This window comes from Anaeromicrobium sp. (assembly GCF_025210435.1).
GTDB lineage: Bacteria > Bacillota > Clostridia > Peptostreptococcales > Thermotaleaceae > Anaeromicrobium.
In genome coordinates this window covers 25107-41987 of record NZ_JAOART010000120.1, presented here as the reverse complement: position 1 = coordinate 41987, position 16881 = coordinate 25107, and the positions used below count along the sequence as shown (strand labels likewise).

The window sequence follows — 16881 nt, the reverse complement described above, 5'->3', positions numbered from 1 at the left end:
TAGCACCATAAAGGCACATTTTCAAAACGCTTCAACGCTACTATCTCTAATAACGCTGGTCTTATAGCTACTAGGCTTCTTGGCAACTACCTAGACTGGACTTTCACCAGTAAGCAAATTACAGCTTTGCTGGGCACGCTCATATAAACCCAAAAAAGAGAGGCACATGCCTCTCTTTTAATATTCCAAAATACCGCTACTCTAATTTTGATACCTATCTCTATGATAGGTGGGTGCCCTCACAGATATTTCTTTGTCCTTGCCGATTCGGTCTCATAAGTCAATTTCACATCTAAATTTTGAACTCCCGTTTCTTAACTGTAGGTTCAAAATAAGAGCTACACGCATATCCCAGATATATGTTTTCCTGTATCCATTATAACAAATTTTTTATAATTGGCAAATACATATTTAATGGAAATTTATATTAATTTTTTCTATTACTCCAACCTAGCAATCTTTTTAGTTTCAATCCATCCATATTCATCCTTAAATCTTGCTAAAGCATATTTTCCATATATGCCTGCCACCCTTACTTGGTCTCCCTTATTTACCGTTAAAAAATATTCTTGATAATCTTGATCACAATAATATTCTTTTCCATCATATTTTATCAATTCGTTTTTAACATTTATGCGCTCTCTATTATATATTCTTTCACATAAGGAAAATTCTTCTTTCTTCTCAATTATTTTAATTTTATTATATGGCCACCCTAATTTTTCAGGAATTTTCTCACTACCTCTGTTCTTTTCTATAACCTTATACCTAGTAAAATCATCTATTTTTTCACTAAATATATTATAATCTTTTCCATTTTTTTCAATAATAAGAGCATTCATTTGACCCTTTATTTTTACTCCATAGCCACCATCTATACATATTATCCTTTTCTTTTCATCTATAATTACATCGCCATTACCACTGAAATTCTTATAATTTGAAGTGGGCCAATGTCCTACTATTACAGTTTTATCACTTTTGTGACCCTTTTTATAAAATTCATCACAGGCCAATATGGTTCTAAAGGAACTATCCTTCCAATTATGAATATGATCTATACCACCATGTACAAATATGAATTTATCAAATTCTAGGCCTATGGGCAATGTACTTATAAAATTCACATCATCCTTATAGGTATTATTAATCTTAGTGTGAAGTTTGGCTGGTGTAATTTCATTAATATTAATATTCAGTTCATCTATCCAGTCGTCAAATATACTTCTATAGGGCTTAGTTTCCATATATTTATATATTTTTTCACAATTATTTATATCTTTCATAAGATAAGATATAAATGCTTCACAATTACCCGATATTATTATTCTATTTTTATGTTTTGATATTTTTTTTATCTCTTCTAATAGTTTCTTACTACGGGGACCCTTTTCTATGAAATCTCCTAATAGGATTAGATAATCCTTTTTTTCTAATTTAACTTTTTCAATTAATTTTTTATATAAATTAAATCCCCCATGAATATCACTCATAACTATTAATCTGTACTTTTCTTCAGGAGGAAGTTCAATTATTCTACTCTTAACATCCATATGCCTATCTCCCTTAGTCCTTTTCTCTTATTATATAATTTCGATAATTTACATTAATAACCTTCTATAAAATAGAACTTTCCCTTAGACTTTACCCTAATATACTTTCCTGAAATAGGCTCACATAAATCTGGTTTATAAATACGAAATCTATAGTAACCTTTATAATCCATGTGAATATATTAATATTATAGGAAAATTCTTATTAGGGGGGATTTTTGTGAAAAAGTTTAAGAAAACAGCTCTTTTTCTCACCTTATTACTAATCATATCAATAGCATCTATTGGTTGTGATGACAAAGGCCTAACTACTGTTCGGTTAGCTGAAGTTACTCACTCTGTATTCTACGCACCTCAATATGTGGCCATAACTAATGGTTTTTTTGAAGAAGAGGGCATAGAATTAGAAATAATTAATGGTCAAGGTGCAGATAAAACCATGACTGCCTTATTATCCTATAATGATACCTAAAGATAGGTTTTTACATAGATTTTAATATATAAAGGAAAAAAGCAAAGAATTCACTCTTTGCTTTTTCATTATTTAATATTAAATACTTTGTCTAGTCTTGTTAATTGAAAAATCCTCATGACTTGTGAATTAATTGAATGAAGTTTCAGCTCTCCATTTACTTCTTCACATTTTTTATATATTGATACTAATACGCCAAGTCCCGTACTATCTATAAATTCACACTTACTAAAATTAAGGGTAAAGACCCTTTCACCTTTGTTGATTAAGAGAATTATTTCTTCTCTAAAATCAGAGGCCTCATCTACTGCAAAATTTTTAGGTATTATAATATTTGATGTATTCACTTTTACTCTCCTCCAATTTTAAATTTTACTACAAGATCATTTAAACTATTAGCCATGGCGCTAGTTTCTTCTGCACTAGCTGCTAAATTTTCAATTACGGAGGATTGTTCTTCTGTTGATTTAGCCACTTCTTCACTATTTGTTGCGGTAGTCTCAGTAATAGTTGCAACAGCATCAATAAGATTTATTATTTGATCAGAACTTGCCACTTCATCCTTCGTAACATTTACTATTTGTTCAATATCATTTACTATTTGTTCCACTGCATTTATAATACTCACAAATGATTCATCCGTTTCATTTGCCACAATTACACCCTTTTGTACTACCCTCTTACTTGAATTCATGGATCTAACGGCAGCATTTATTTGAGTTACCATTTGATTTACCAAAGAACCTATTTCATTTGCCTCCACACTTGTTTGTTCTGAAAGCTTTCTAACTTCATCTGCTACCACTGTAAATCCTTTTCCATGTTCTCCAGCCCTTGCGGCTTCAATGGCAGCATTTAATGCTAATAAATTTGTTTGATCTGAAATTTTATTAATTGTTTCAATAATTCCACTAACTTTGTTGGAAAGTTCATTTAATTCTTTTAATATATGTGCCGTCTCAGTTGATACCTTATTTATATTTTCAATGGCTTCAACTGTTTTTTCAACATTATTTCTTCCTTTTTCTGCAGCTATTTTACTATATCTTGAATTATCTTTAGCTTTAGTTGCTTTGATTTGAGCTATTTGTATTAAACTTGAAAGTTGAACTAAAACTTCAGATGTTTCAATTATAGTATTGTTTTGCTCTTCTGCATTAGCTGCAACCTCCTGTATATTAGATGTAATTTCTTCAGTAGATACACTTACTTCTTCCGTAGAAGCAGAAACTTCTTGTGATGCTGATGCTAAATCCTCTGCGCCTTTTCTAACATGACTTATTACATTAGATTGATGTTCTATCATTTCATTGAAACATTCACCTAGAGTTTGTATTTCATCCTTTGTAGTTATATTTGATTTAACTGTCAAATCCCCATTTCCTGCATTTATCATCAATTCTTCTAGTTTTTTAATGGGATTTATTATGTTCCTTGTTGTGATTGAGTAGGCTAAAAACATTGCCATTATCAATGATACCACTGTTATAACAAATGTATTTCTTTTAATAGTTGTTGCCACAGCCATATATTCATCATAATCAGCCGTTACTGCCACAATCCATTTATTAGAAGGGGTAAATCTTACGAATTTACGTTCTCCTTCATATTCATAATAACCTTCTCCCTCTTTTCCTAATTCCATTCTTTCTATTAATTTGTTCAATTGGTCGTTAGCTCTATCTTTTATATTTTCTTCTAATACCTTCTCTTTTTCAGGATGATAAACAAATAATCCATTTTTATCTATCATATAGGCATATCCCTTTTGCCCTACTTTTATATGAGAAACATGCTTAGATACATTCTCAAACTTAATTGTTCCAGTTATTGTTCCTACAATTTCATCATTAATCTTTAATGGATAGGCTATTCCTATTATGGGGTTTTTTGAAACTTTAGATATTATTACTTCACTTATATATTTAGAACCTTTTAAAGCACTTTGCACATAGCTTCGATTACTCAAATCCACATTATAGTTCTTATCATCACTACTAATAACACCCTTACCAAATTTATCAGTAATAATTATTTTTTCTATTTCCTCACTGTTTTCTTCTTGAAGAGTTTTTAAATATTGAAATACTTTAAAATCATCTTCAATATTTTCTATGGCAATATTAGCAAAATCCTTATTATGACTTAAAACTTGTACATATTTATCCACTGAATATATGCTCTGATTAATAGCTTTAGATGCATCTTCAGTGATTTGCCTCAATTCTTCCTCAGTCAAATGTTCCATTGAATTTGAAGCCATATTACTAGATATAATTCCTAAAATAATAAGCGGAACTGAAATAAATATAAAAAACATTGAGATCAATTTGGTTTTTAAGCTCATCTTCATGGATATTCTCCTTCCTAAATTTTTAAGCTGTTCATTTTTTTAATTTAGATATTTTTGTATAACTAACATATTACCTTTAGATTCTACATTATCAGCCATACTTTTAATAAGAAATAATCCCCTTCCAAAGGTATTTAATAAGTTTTTATCTGATATTTCATCAGGAATGGTTATATTTTTATGATTAGATCCTGAATCTTCTATCTCAAATGTTAAATTCTTATTATTATAGAAATATCTCAAATAAATGGGCTTTTTATTGTCATTTTTATTTCCATGCTTATAGGCATTGGTCAAAGCCTCTGTAAGAATTAGCTTTATATCAAAATAATACTCAAAAGCATTTAATTCTTTAATTATTTCTTCAATAATCCTATTATGTTCAGTTAAATCGTACAAAACAAATTCTCTTTTCTTCATCTTTGTGCTCCTTATTTTATTTAATTTCTAATGATAATAAAGTGCAATCATCTTTTATTCCTTCTACATTGTCAGATATATTCTTTAAATATTTATTCAAGTATTTTTTCACATGAATAGGTGTAGCCTTTTCGAAATGTTTTTTACGAATTTCTTTGTTATTGAGTATGGATTCTAATCCATCAGTAAAGAAATAAAACTTGTCTCCCCTGTGAAAGTGAATTGTTTGTTCATCAAATATGCTGTCTTCAAACATGCCTAGGAAAGGTCCTTTAATAATTCTTTTTTCCATTGTAGTATTCCCATGTTGAAGTACAAATTCATTAATACCTGCAGCTGCTATTTTAGCTTCATTTTTTTTCAAATCAAGACTAAAACAACATGCAGCAACATACCTTTCTCCCAAATAATCAATGACCTTCTTATTCAGATGATTGATTATATCGTATGGATTTTGTTCCTTTAAAATCACTTCATGGAATAATACATTAAATGCAGATATGCTAAGGGCTGCAGATATTCCTTTTCCACTTACATCTCCAATAATTCCAAGGATTAAATCCTCATTTATTTTCTCCATATAGAAAAAATCTCCGCTAACTGTTTTTGCTGGTACATAAAGAGTTTCCACATTAATCTTATTTGATAGAGAAATACTTTTTTCAAATATTCCCCTTTGAATTTTTGCAGCCGCATTTAATTCTTTTTTTCTTTCAGTAATATCCCTAAGAATTGACATAACTGCTGGTTTTCCTTGATAAATAAGATAATTTGAACACACTTCCACATCAATTATACGTTTATTATCCAGATTAATCCTATAATCAAAGGTAGCTTTGTCTGTTTTATTTTCAACTATCTGATTAAGTCTCTTTTTTGCAGTTTTTGAAGAATCAGATAGAAGCTCACATATGTCCTTTCCAATAAGTTCATAAAAATATTTATGGGCTACTTCATTTCCAAAAACAATCTTTCCATTCACTGTAATGACCACAGGATCAGGCAATACATTTACTATTTTTTTATACCTTATTTCATTTTCTTCTAACTTTTTTTCCAATTCCCTTTTTTGAGTAATATCCTTTGATTGTACAATAACAAATCTTACTTCTCCTGATTTATTTAATACAGGAGTATATTTAGATTTCATGTGTTTTTTTATTTCAGGAATAAATTTTTCTCCTTCTATTATTTCTTTAGTCTCCATGGCTTTATTAAAGAAACAATCTAAACATTCTTCATTTCTATTTACCATTTCATAACATCTTTTACCCTTAATTTCATTTTTATCTCCATTATAAAATTCATAAGCAGCCTCATTATGGAACATAATAGTCTTATCTAGCCCATATACGGCTACTATATGAGAGATATTTTTTATTATGACTTTTAATAGGTCTAAGTTATTAAAATCTATTTCTTCATCTTGTATAAATATTTCTTCCATACTATATCACTCCTATTTTGTTGAAGACTTATAAAATTACAAGCCTTTTTAATATTACCATATAATAGATAGGATTTCTATTATATGGTACCATTCTTAATAGATGATTATAACTTTATAAATTTAGTAATAAATATTATGACTATTTGCATATGTGTTAGTATATATGCTTAAGAGGTGATTCTTTTGAAAGCAGCCCTATATCTCCGTGTAAGTACAGAAGAACAAGCTTCTGGTGGCCATTCCATAGGAGCCCAAAAACAAGAATTATTAACCTATTGTCATGCCTTTCATTATGATATTTATAATATATATACGGATGGAGGCTATTCTGCAAGTACAATGGACAGACCTGCCTTGAAAAAATTATTAAAGGATTGTAAAAATTATGATGTAGTACTAGTGTGGAGATTAGACAGACTTTCTAGGGACATGGCAGATTTGATGAAAATAATAGAAACATTTACAAACAATAATATAATATTTAAGTCAAAAACAGAAAATTTCCATACTTCCACAGCCTCTGGTAAATTAATGCTAAATATGCTAGGCTCCTTTGCCGAATTTGAAAGAGCTTCCATAAGTGAAAGAATTCAACTTGCTCATAAAAAAATATTACATGAGGGTAAATGGAGAGGAGGAAGACCTCCCTTAGGGTATGAATTGACTAAAGATAAAACTTTAAAAATCAATAAAAAGGAATCTGAAATTATAAAAAAAATATTTCATCTTAGTGGAAGTAAAAACATTGGTACTAGAAGTATAGCCATTTACCTTAATAATTTAGGATATACAACCAGGAATAAAAAACCTTTTACTAGTTCTTCCATTGTACGTATATTAAAAAACCCCACCTATTATGGGGAGATGGTTCATAAAAGACAACAATATATAAAGAAGAATGGAAAGAAAAAAGTAGTTTATTCCCATGACTACAACACTTATAAGGGGACCTATGAACCTATAATTTCTAAGGAAATCTTTTTAAAATCAAAGGAAAATATGAGTAGAAGAAAATTAAACCGTGGAACCTCTTCTAAAGTCCCCAATTTACTAGCTGGTATCATCTTTTGTGGAGATTGTAAAGAATATATGCTTAGAAATAGTAGAAAAAATGGAGAAGTGTTTTTTACTTGTAAAAGCTACAAACACTATGGAAAATGTACTCACCATTACATATCTGAAAATGTAATCATAAGGGAAATACAAAAGACCATTGAAAACCTAGAAGCATCCCAAAGTATGATTTATGAAATTAATGAAAAATTAATTAAAGAAAAAAATCATACTCTATATATACTGAAAAATGACATTTCTACATTGAAAGAAAGTATTAATCTTATTTCAAAGAGAAGGGATAAACTATTTGATCTCATTGAAAAGGATTTAATTACAGAAATGGATTTCACCCACAGAAGAGAAAAGTTATCTAAAGAAAAGGAAGAAAAAAATAAACTTTTAAAGGAATTACAATCCAAACTATATAACATGGAAAATCACCAAAAGGATGGAGATTTTATTATTTATATAAAATCCTTTAGTAAAAGTTTTCATACATTTTCCTTTCACTCCAAGAAAAAAATCCTAAATAGGATTATTGACCGCATAGAAATATTTCATAATGATAGGCCCTATGAAAAAAAGAAAATTCATATCTATTATAAAATTTGATTTAAAGACATTTAGTCCTCCTTATTATTTACTAAATGTCTTTTTATATGTATATATTCTTCCAAAATAATATCCATCAAATCATCTGGTATATTTCTTTTCCCCTTCTCCTGTGGAGCTGTCATAAAAAAGGCCATGGTTTTATTATAATCCTCTTTATATCTCTTCCCATAGGGTGTATCTACCCAATTATCCATATGGACTCACCCCTTTATCCTTTACTATTAATACATATGAAAAATACATTTGTCCCTATTCCATTCATAAATCCTATCCTTAGGTGTCTTTCCCATCTAATCAAGTAGACATTGGATTTATGGGACCTGAAGCCTCTGTGTATGTATATAACAAGGGTAAAGATGATTATGCAGTTAACTTCGCCCAATTGACCCAACGGGACGGATCATTTTTAGTGGCTAGAAATCCTATGGAAAAATTTACTTTTGATATGGTTAAGGGAAAAACAATTATAGGTGGTCGAAAGGGTGGTATGCCTGAGATGACCCTAGAATATGTTTTAAAATCTAACAATATAATCCCAGGTAAAGATGTAAATGTTAGGACAGATATACAATTTTCTGTGATGGCAGGAGCTTTTAAGGGTGGTGAAGGAGATTTTGTAACACTCTTTGAGCCCGTTGCTTCTTTGATGGAAAATGAAGGTGCAGGACATATAGTTGCGTCAATCGGTAAAGAAGGTGGCTATATACCATATACTTGTTATTCTGCGAAAAAGAGTTTTATAGAAAACAATCCTGAGATTATTCAAAAATTCACTAACGGCGTGTATAAAGGAATGAAATGGGTAGAGAACCATTCAGCAGAAGAAGTGGCTGCCGCCATATCTCCCCAATTCCCAGATGCAGATATGGAAATATTGACAGAGGTGGTTAATAGATACAAGGCTCAAGATACTTGGAAACCTGATTTGATTCTTACAGAGGAAGGATTAAATCACATGATGGATATAGTTGAGATGGCTGGAGAATTAGATAAAAGAGCTCCTTATGATAAAATAGTTACTACTGAATTTGCTAAATCTGCCATGGACAATATTAAATAAATAATTTAGCAGGGGTTTTCCCCTGCTATTTTCATATGTAATTTTCTCAATATTGCGATAAATTTTTCCATATGTTATACTTATAGGACGTAATAATAATTACTTAAAATATGGCATTTTAATAGGTAAAATAATCTTAGTCATTAGAAGGGAGTCTTACCCGTGAAATCTCAAGAAAGAAGAGAATCATTACTAAACTTGCTTATACAATCTAAAGGACCAATAACAGGCTCTGAGTTTGCCAAAGAATTTAAAGTAAGTAGACAAGTTATTGTACAAGACATAGCCCTTTTGCGGGCTCGTGGAATACATATCCTTGCAACCTCAAATGGCTATGTTATATTAAATGATGACAAAATCCTAAAGATTATAAAGTGCAAACATAACGGCACTCATGAACTAGAAGATGAACTTAATACAATCATAGAATTAGGTGGTAAAATACTAGATATAATCGTTAACCACCCAGTTTATGGTGAAATTAAGACCCCCCTTCTAATAGGTTCTAAATTTGAATTAGATGAATTTATTAAATCAGTGGAAGAAAAAAAAGCTCAACCCCTTTTTACTTTAACAGATGGGATTCATTTCCATACTATAGAAATACCTAATATAACTATATATAACAAAATAGTAGATTCTTTAAAGAATAAACATTACTTAATAAGTAAATAATTTGTACATATTCATAATATTTTTTAATACTACGTGACAAGACACATGTATGTACTCTGGAGGTATAAAAATGAAATTAAAAGATTACATAACAAAAGTTTTAAACGGAATGGCTTTAGGTTTATTTTCTTCTCTCATAATTGGCCTTATATTAAAACAAATAGGAACCTATACGAACTTGGGTCCTTTACTTTTAGGTGGTAAAATTAGCCAATATATGATGGGGCCTGCCATAGGTGCAGGTGTGGCCTATAGTGTAAATGCTTCTCCCCTAGGTATTTTTTCTTCCATCATAGCCGGAGCCCTAGGAGCCAATACAATAACCTTTACTGATTCTACACCTATCTTACACATAGGTGAGCCAGTAGGTGCCCTGATAGCTTCTTTAGTAGGGGCTGAAATGTCTAAAGTAGTACAGGGGAAAACTAAACTAGATATAATTCTTATTCCACTTACTACCATTATATCTGGAACTATTATAGCTACCACTATAGCTCCTATTATTTCTAGATTCATGACATATCTTGGGTATTTCATAAATACCTTAACAGAGCTTCATCCATTACCAATGGGCATATTAGTGGCAGTTTTCATGGGAATAATACTAACCTTGCCTATTAGTAGTGCTGCTTTATCTATTTCCCTTGGTTTAAGTGGTCTAGCAGCTGGTGCAGCCACCGTAGGATGTGCATGTCAAATGATAGGTTTTGCCGTCTCTAGCTACAGAGAAAATAAGTTTGGCGGTTTAATTTCCCAAGGACTAGGAACTTCCATGTTGCAAGTTCCCAATATAATAAAAAATCCTTGGATATGGCTTCCTCAAATAATTACTTCTGCTATTTTAGGACCCTTGTCCACCTTAGTATTTAAAATGACTAATAATAAGATAGGTGCTGGAATGGGAACAAGCGGATTAGTTGGACAATTTGCCACATTAGACACAATGGGAAAGGCTAGTTTATATGGAATAGGAATTCTTCATTTCCTATTACCTGGCCTAATATGCTTTTTCATATCTGAATATATGAGAAAAGTAGGTTTAATAAAATTTGGAGATATGAAACTATAGGATAAAAAGAGACGGCTATTAATGATAGCCATCCCTTTTTTACGCTATAGGAAATTATAAATTTCTTAAGACTGTGGATAAGTAAAAAAATAAGGGGGTGTGGGGGAAGAATTCCCCTGCCTCTTTAAAGGAGGGTGTTCAGATTGCGATAGCAATCGTCGAAGGGAACCATAAGGTTCCATAACGAATCCTAGATCCTACGACTTTTTACATATTATCTTCTAATAAAGATTCAAAATCTGCACCTTCACCCCATACAGAATTTATTGAAACTCCATATAAAAAGGCATGTGGATCCACTTTAGCTATGAAATTTTTTATCATTATTACATCACGTGGACTACATATACATATTATCTTTATTCTACTTTCATCCGTATAAGCACCCTTTATATCATATGTGCTTACACCCCTATGTATTTTATTTAAAATGTATCCTATTATTTCTTCATATTCTTTACTTATTATTTCAAGCTTGATTTTCTTTGCCTTTAATCCAAATAATACGGCATCCATTGCCTTTACAAATATGAACTGAGTTACTATGGCGTAAAGGGCTATATTCATATCATAGACTATGGCCGATGTGGCTATAACCATAGTATCCATTACCAGCAATATCTGACTCATACTTACGAAGGGAAGTATTCTTTTGTGCAATATTTTAGCTATAGTATCTGTTCCTCCGAATGAAAATCCTCTTTTTAAAACAACTCCACATCCTACTCCAGATATGACACCATAATATATGGATGCTAATATTAAATCATTTTCTATAAACATAATATTAATTTCTTCTAATATCATTAATATAACCGGAAAACAAACGGATAAAACTATTATTTTCATTCCATCTTTCTTTCCTAAAAATATAAATGAACTAACTAATACTACTAGGGATAATACATAATATACATATGTGTACTTAATGTGAATTACCCTATCGGCTATAATAGATATTCCTGTAATACCACCTGTTACCAAGTTATTAGGCTTTAATATGGACGTTATGGCAAAAGCCATTAAAACGCACCCAATGAAAATAAATAAATAATCAATTACTATATCTTTCACTGTTTTTTTCATACCTATCACCCCTTCAAAATGAATGTTCCTGTAAACTATATCATATTTTTTACCCTAGTAAAATACCTTTTATTTTTTTTAACATTTCCTTAACATATTTTTTTGATGTGCCTAAAAAAGAAAGATTAGCCAATTGGCTAATCTTTCTTATAAGCACCTTCATTAGTCCACTCAGGTGTATTAAATTCATTTGAAAATTTTACTCTTTCTCCTTCTTCTCGAGACATTATATAGGCATCTATTCCTTTATGTGCATATTCCTTTACCTTTGCTATGGCCTCGTCCCTGCTCATGGGACTAGATATATCATTATGTGCATAAATTACATAGTCTCTATCCATCCTTAGCCCTCCTAGAAAATATATGAAATACTTTGAATTAATTTCCAATGTATGGTATTATATACATATAGTTATTTTTTTAACAAAATTTTTCTTTCATGAGGTGATGTTTGATGTTGATACGTTTAATTGGTTTAATATTAATTGTTCTTGTCATTAGGTACATTTCCGCCTTAAACCGAATGGAAAGGGAAAGACAATATAAGATTAGACATCACATAGATAATTGACGATTTATGTTATTTATCTAACATTCTCTTCATATAGCTGGACAATTTTTACAATTGTTTCAACTGCTCTTAACATGGACTGTACGGGAATATATTCAAACCTTCCATGAAAATTGTGACCTCCAGTGAATATATTAGGGCAAGGTAATCCCATAAATGATAATCTTGCTCCGTCTGTGCCTCCTCTTATTGGTTTTATCTTAGGCTTTATACCAACTTGTTCCATAGCTACTTTAGCAATATTAACTACTTCCATAACTGGTTCAATTTTTTCCCTCATATTATAATATTGATCTTTCATTTCTAAACTAATTGTATTTTCACCATACTTATCATTTATATAGTTTACAATTTTCTCAATTCTATTCTTTTTTTCTTTAAATTCTTCCATACTATGATCCCTAATAATATAATACATCTCTGTGTTTTCAACATTTCCCCTTATATGATTTAAATGATAAAAACCTTCATACTTTTCTGTATTGGCAGGCCTTTCCTTTGAAGATATTATGGAATTTAATTCCATACCCATAAGAATGGAGTTTTTCATTTTATTTTTTCCAATACCAGGATGAACATTTACTCCCTTTATTTTTATCTTTGCATATGCTCCATTAAAATTTTCATATTCTAATTCACCAATTTCCCCTCCATCTATGGTGTATGCATATTTTGCATTAAACTTTTCCACATTAAACCGATCTGCTCCTCTTCCAATTTCTTCATCAGGAGTAAAAGCAACTTTTATTTTCCCATGTTTTATATTTGGATTATTGATTATATATTCCATGGCAGTGACTATTTCAGCTATTCCAGCCTTGTCATCTGCTCCTAAAAGGGTTGTTCCATCTGTAGTTATAATATCTTGTCCCACATAATTTTTAAGTTCTGGAAATTCTTTAGGACACAATACAATATTTTTTTCTTCGTTTAATAGAATTTTTCCACCATCATACTCCTTAATTATTTTAGGTTTCACATCCTTTCCACTAGTATCAGGACTTGTATCCATATGGGCAATAAATCCAATAGTTGGAACTTCCCTTTTAGTATTTGCCTCTATGGTGCCATATACATAACCAAACTCATCCATGTATACATGGGTAAGACCTATGTATTCTAATTCATCCTTCAACAGTTTAGCAAACCTACATTGACTCTTAGAACTGGGACACGTATCTGAATTTTCATCTGATGTGGTCTCATATTCCACATATTTGAAAAATCTATCTATTATACTTTCCATTACTTAGTACACTCCTCTTAATAGTTAAAATTTTTTAATATTTTTACCTATTTTTGTACTTTTTATAATGAAAAGAAAAATTTTAATATTTATTTATTTTTTACCCATATATTTATATATTATTTTTAAATTCACTTGGAAACACTACCTAATATACAAGGAGGAATTTTCATGAATAAAGATTATTTGAATTCTCTTTCTTCATTAAATTATGCAAATTTAACTGAAGAACAATTGTCCCTAATTCAAACTTTCGAAAAGGAATTTAACTCAAAGTTCAAAAGTGAAAATAATTCTGCATTTTTCATGATTATGGAAAAATAAATATCCATATATTTAAAAGGCGGTTATATGCCTAACCGCCTTTTTATTACTTTTTATACTGATGAAATTCTCTATTATGTTTTCTCACATATTCCATAGTAGCTGAAACATCATGACCTGGATAAATAGTAACCTCATCATTTAATTTTTTATCTAACTTGTCTAAAGAATAGGCCATATCCTTCACACTACCTCCTGGTAAATCCATTCTCCCTATATCCGTGTCAAATATGGTATCTCCTGTAAATATTACCTTTTCCTTTTTAATGTATAAGCATATACTCCCTGGTGTGTGACCTGGTGTATGTATAACTTCCATTTTTATAGGTCCAATGTTTATAATATCCTTTTCTTTCAATCTAATATGTCCTTTAAATTGAATTTTCTTATTATGATATTTAGATCTATTGATTTCACTAGAAGTTAATCCTTCTTCATCTAGCTCATGAATATATACTTTTGATTTATATTTATCCTTTAAATATTGTACCGCTCCTATGTGGTCATAATGACAATGGGTTAATACTATACTTTCTAAACTAATTTCCTTTTGATCTATAAAATTACTTATTACCTTTCCATTATCTCCAGGATCTATTATACATCCTTTAAGGCTATCTTTATCATATACTACATAAGCATTAGTATCTAAACTACCTACTACAAATCTTTTTAACTCCATAATTTATTCCTCCTTTCATATAAATCCATATTACCACAGTTTTAAAAAATTATAATTTCCTAGTAAGTAAAAAATAAAAGTCAATTTGAAAATTGACTTTTATTTTCTCATAAGCTTTATAAAATAATCTAACTTTTTTTCTTGTTCCCTATCTAATAGTCCCATCTTTTTTAGTAGCTTCATCTTTTTTATCAATTGATTTTTTTCTGAAGTAGAAAATTTATTTATCATTTTCATCATTTCATTTTCTATTTCCGCTTCACTTTTATCTTTATATTTATCTGCCATTTCATTAAATTTTTCCATATCCTTATTAGAAGTGTTATATTGCTTTGCAACCCTTTCTAGTTTCTTTTTCATTTTCTTTAAATCTTTCATAAATATCCTCCTTTACCTACTGAGGTAAAAAATAAGTTTTACTTCTAAACATGTAGAAAAATGCTAATTTCGAAAAGATACTTGTATCTATCTCTTCATCTATATAAAATCTTTTCCTTCCCCTATAGGCTCTTCTCATGTGATATCTTATACTTCCTTGTAAATAAGCAGCTCTTTCTTTAACTTCATCTGTTATATATTCATTTCTCATTCTTCTTATTAAGCCTAAGTCTCTTTCATACATGTTAAGAGTTTTTCTATCTAAGCCTTTTATCATATAATTTAATTCTTCTTCTATATTCTCATCGCTTTCATATACATAGTAACTTAAAAAACTATTTAAACCCTTTAACTGAGGATCATCATTTACTTGTTCTCCTATCATATCCATAAAATTCATATGTTCCACATTGAAACCTCACTTCCTTATACGGTCCTAATACATACTATGTACTCACCTTTTTATAGGTGACAAGCATAAAAATACAATGGACAAAAAAAAAGCCCTCAATTGAGAGCCTTATAGAACTAATACACCATCATCCTTTATTATAACTTGTAATATTTTCTCTTCCATCCCTGTTAATGCATTTATATATATTAAAAAAGTATCTTTTTTATATGTTACTTTCAATTCATAACATAATTTCTCCCCATGGGCATCTGTAGGAATTACAGTTAATCTAGAACTCTCTACCACACCTCTAGGACTTAATCTGCTTATGGCTTGTCTTTCACCTATTAAACTTTCTTTGCTTAAATCTCTCTTCTTATGATTAAATAGATACCCTTGACTTTCATATCCTAATACATTTCCATTTTCCAAAGAAATCTTTACCTTTATTAAATCTGGGTATACCACTACCTTATCTTGTTCATATGCAAAGTTTACTACAAGTTCATTATCATATTCCATATAGTAGGTTGTGGCCATGTTTTTTATTCCCTTTCTATCTAGAAAAGCTTTAGCTCTTTTTATGGCTTCTTCTCTCCTAATTTTTTTCTTTAAACCCTTTTCATTAGATAGCATCCATATTACATGTGCACCTTTTTTTGTTATGGCAGATGATATTCTATTTTTCCCATCATTTAGTACCACTAAATAACTTTCTTCATTCATATACTTAATATGATCTACTCTCTCCACTTTAGCTTTTTTGTAGTTAAAGAAAGTTTTAGCTTTTTCTATGGCCATATGCTCAGATATTTCCTTACCTCCAACTTTAAAATTTCTATTCCCAATATGTTCTGAAAAGGGACCATCATATATTAAAGTAGGATATTGTTGAATTCTTTCATCCATATAAGCAAAATTATCCGTATTGACCTTAGTAGCACCTAATTCCTTATTTATTTCTCTATTCATGGCATGTAAGCTTACATGGTTATCTTCCATATACCTTTGGGCCACAATTAATTCTTTAGTTATTTCGTTAGAGTAATTATGTAGTTCTTCTAACGTATTTAATTCCTCTGTGTTTAATATTCCTCCATTTAAATTCTTTTGGGCTAGGGCTTTACTCAAATCCCCCGTTTGGCTTAAAAATTTCTGAGTCTTTAATAATTGAGGTCCTACCACTGGTAACTGGCATAACTTTTCCTGGGCATCATAAGATAGGTTACTTATATCTGAAAGTAGCATTACCTTTTCATTTGAAGTGGATGATACAATAGTTTTAGCCAAATGGGATTGTATATCCTCTAAATCAACTACCATGTCTGCAAACATTCTTTGATATTGGTTTTCTAAATATATATTATATTGTTTATTTTTGTTATATTGACCATATCCCCATAAAAAAGTTATTACTAACAATCCACTTAAGACCACATATAAAACAGTATTTTTGTTTTTCATCATATACCTCCTT

Annotated in this window: 19 protein-coding genes and 1 other RNA gene; 6 read left to right on the top strand and 14 right to left on the bottom strand. The window is 30.1% G+C overall.

Translation table 11 applies throughout. The features are described from left to right. Positions 1-178: 178 nt before the first annotated feature. Positions 179-361, bottom strand: a non-coding RNA gene (ssrS, locus tag N4A57_RS14955) — 6S RNA. 79 nt (positions 362-440) lie between these two features. Continuing rightward, complete coding sequence (locus tag N4A57_RS14950) at positions 441-1553, bottom strand: metallophosphoesterase (RefSeq protein ID WP_293658828.1); 1113 nt, start codon at positions 1551-1553, stop codon at positions 441-443. Between the two features lie 220 nt (positions 1554-1773). Here N4A57_RS14950 and N4A57_RS14945 point away from each other — a divergent pair, with 220 nt between their 5' ends. Next, on the top strand, positions 1774-2025 hold the full coding sequence (locus tag N4A57_RS14945) for an ABC transporter substrate-binding protein (RefSeq protein ID WP_293658827.1): 252 nt from the start codon (positions 1774-1776) through the stop codon (positions 2023-2025). Positions 2026-2093: 68 nt separating this feature from the next. On the opposite strand, the gene N4A57_RS14940 is transcribed toward N4A57_RS14945, so the two are convergent. The 4 genes from N4A57_RS14940 to N4A57_RS14925 are packed head-to-tail and all read right to left on the bottom strand — an operon-like array spanning position 2094 to position 6245. Continuing rightward, positions 2094-2372: an STAS domain-containing protein gene (locus N4A57_RS14940; RefSeq protein WP_293658826.1), complete on the bottom strand. Its 279-nt coding sequence runs from the start codon at positions 2370-2372 to the stop codon at positions 2094-2096. A 2-nt stretch (positions 2373-2374) separates the two neighbouring features. Continuing rightward, complete coding sequence (locus N4A57_RS14935) at positions 2375-4378, bottom strand: methyl-accepting chemotaxis protein (RefSeq protein ID WP_293658825.1); 2004 nt, start codon at positions 4376-4378, stop codon at positions 2375-2377. A gap of 39 nt (positions 4379-4417) precedes the next feature. After that, positions 4418-4798 (bottom strand): ATP-binding protein, encoded by a 381-nt coding sequence (locus tag N4A57_RS14930; protein WP_293658823.1) that lies wholly within the window; start codon positions 4796-4798, stop codon positions 4418-4420. A 16-nt stretch (positions 4799-4814) separates the two neighbouring features. Continuing rightward, positions 4815-6245 carry a SpoIIE family protein phosphatase gene (locus N4A57_RS14925; protein WP_293658822.1) on the bottom strand — a complete coding sequence of 477 codons (1431 nt, stop codon included), beginning with the start codon at positions 6243-6245 and terminating at the stop codon, positions 4815-4817. 186 nt (positions 6246-6431) lie between these two features. On the opposite strand from N4A57_RS14925, the gene N4A57_RS14920 reads away from it, so the two are divergent. Continuing rightward, entirely contained in the window at positions 6432-7916 is a 1485-nt protein-coding gene (locus N4A57_RS14920; protein ID WP_293658821.1) for a recombinase family protein, read from the top strand. A gap of 11 nt (positions 7917-7927) precedes the next feature. Here the strand turns inward: N4A57_RS14920 and N4A57_RS14915 are convergent, their stop codons facing one another. After that, entirely contained in the window at positions 7928-8113 is a 186-nt protein-coding gene (locus tag N4A57_RS14915) for a hypothetical protein (RefSeq protein WP_293658820.1), read from the bottom strand. A gap of 83 nt (positions 8114-8196) precedes the next feature. On the opposite strand from N4A57_RS14915, the gene N4A57_RS14910 reads away from it, so the two are divergent. The 3 genes from N4A57_RS14910 to N4A57_RS14900 all read left to right on the top strand — a co-directional run bounded on the left by N4A57_RS14910 (position 8197) and on the right by N4A57_RS14900 (position 10723). Next, the gene (locus N4A57_RS14910; protein WP_293658819.1) at positions 8197-8979 is read left to right on the top strand and encodes an ABC transporter substrate-binding protein; all 783 of its coding nucleotides are present in this window, start codon (positions 8197-8199) and stop codon (positions 8977-8979) included. A gap of 162 nt (positions 8980-9141) precedes the next feature. Next, a complete protein-coding gene (locus N4A57_RS14905) occupies positions 9142-9654 on the top strand; it encodes a transcription repressor NadR (protein ID WP_293658818.1) in 513 nt (170 codons plus the stop codon). Between the two features lie 70 nt (positions 9655-9724). After that, the gene (locus N4A57_RS14900; protein ID WP_293658817.1) at positions 9725-10723 is read left to right on the top strand and encodes a PTS transporter subunit IIC; all 999 of its coding nucleotides are present in this window, start codon (positions 9725-9727) and stop codon (positions 10721-10723) included. 207 nt (positions 10724-10930) lie between these two features. On the opposite strand, the gene N4A57_RS14895 is transcribed toward N4A57_RS14900, so the two are convergent. From N4A57_RS14895 to pepT, 3 genes are all read right to left on the bottom strand, one after another. Then, a complete protein-coding gene (locus N4A57_RS14895; protein ID WP_293658816.1) occupies positions 10931-11809 on the bottom strand; it encodes a YitT family protein in 879 nt (292 codons plus the stop codon). A 137-nt stretch (positions 11810-11946) separates the two neighbouring features. Then, on the bottom strand, positions 11947-12150 hold the full coding sequence (locus tag N4A57_RS14890; protein ID WP_293658814.1) for a hypothetical protein: 204 nt from the start codon (positions 12148-12150) through the stop codon (positions 11947-11949). A gap of 243 nt (positions 12151-12393) precedes the next feature. Next, the gene (gene pepT, locus N4A57_RS14885) at positions 12394-13626 is read right to left on the bottom strand and encodes a peptidase T (RefSeq protein ID WP_293658812.1); all 1233 of its coding nucleotides are present in this window, start codon (positions 13624-13626) and stop codon (positions 12394-12396) included. A 171-nt stretch (positions 13627-13797) separates the two neighbouring features. On the opposite strand from pepT, the gene N4A57_RS14880 reads away from it, so the two are divergent. Further along, positions 13798-13950 (top strand): hypothetical protein, encoded by a 153-nt coding sequence (locus N4A57_RS14880; protein WP_293658810.1) that lies wholly within the window; start codon positions 13798-13800, stop codon positions 13948-13950. A 46-nt stretch (positions 13951-13996) separates the two neighbouring features. Here the strand turns inward: N4A57_RS14880 and N4A57_RS14875 are convergent, their stop codons facing one another. The 4 genes from N4A57_RS14875 to ypeB form a co-directional block, all read right to left on the bottom strand. Then, complete coding sequence (locus N4A57_RS14875) at positions 13997-14632, bottom strand: MBL fold metallo-hydrolase (protein WP_293658808.1); 636 nt, start codon at positions 14630-14632, stop codon at positions 13997-13999. Positions 14633-14731: 99 nt separating this feature from the next. After that, the gene (locus N4A57_RS14870; protein WP_293658806.1) at positions 14732-15010 is read right to left on the bottom strand and encodes a hypothetical protein; all 279 of its coding nucleotides are present in this window, start codon (positions 15008-15010) and stop codon (positions 14732-14734) included. Positions 15011-15026: 16 nt separating this feature from the next. After that, positions 15027-15410 (bottom strand): hypothetical protein, encoded by a 384-nt coding sequence (locus tag N4A57_RS14865; RefSeq protein WP_293658804.1) that lies wholly within the window; start codon positions 15408-15410, stop codon positions 15027-15029. Positions 15411-15530: 120 nt separating this feature from the next. Beyond that, on the bottom strand, positions 15531-16868 hold the full coding sequence (gene ypeB / locus N4A57_RS14860; RefSeq protein ID WP_293658802.1) for a germination protein YpeB: 1338 nt from the start codon (positions 16866-16868) through the stop codon (positions 15531-15533). Positions 16869-16881: the final 13 nt, after the last annotated feature.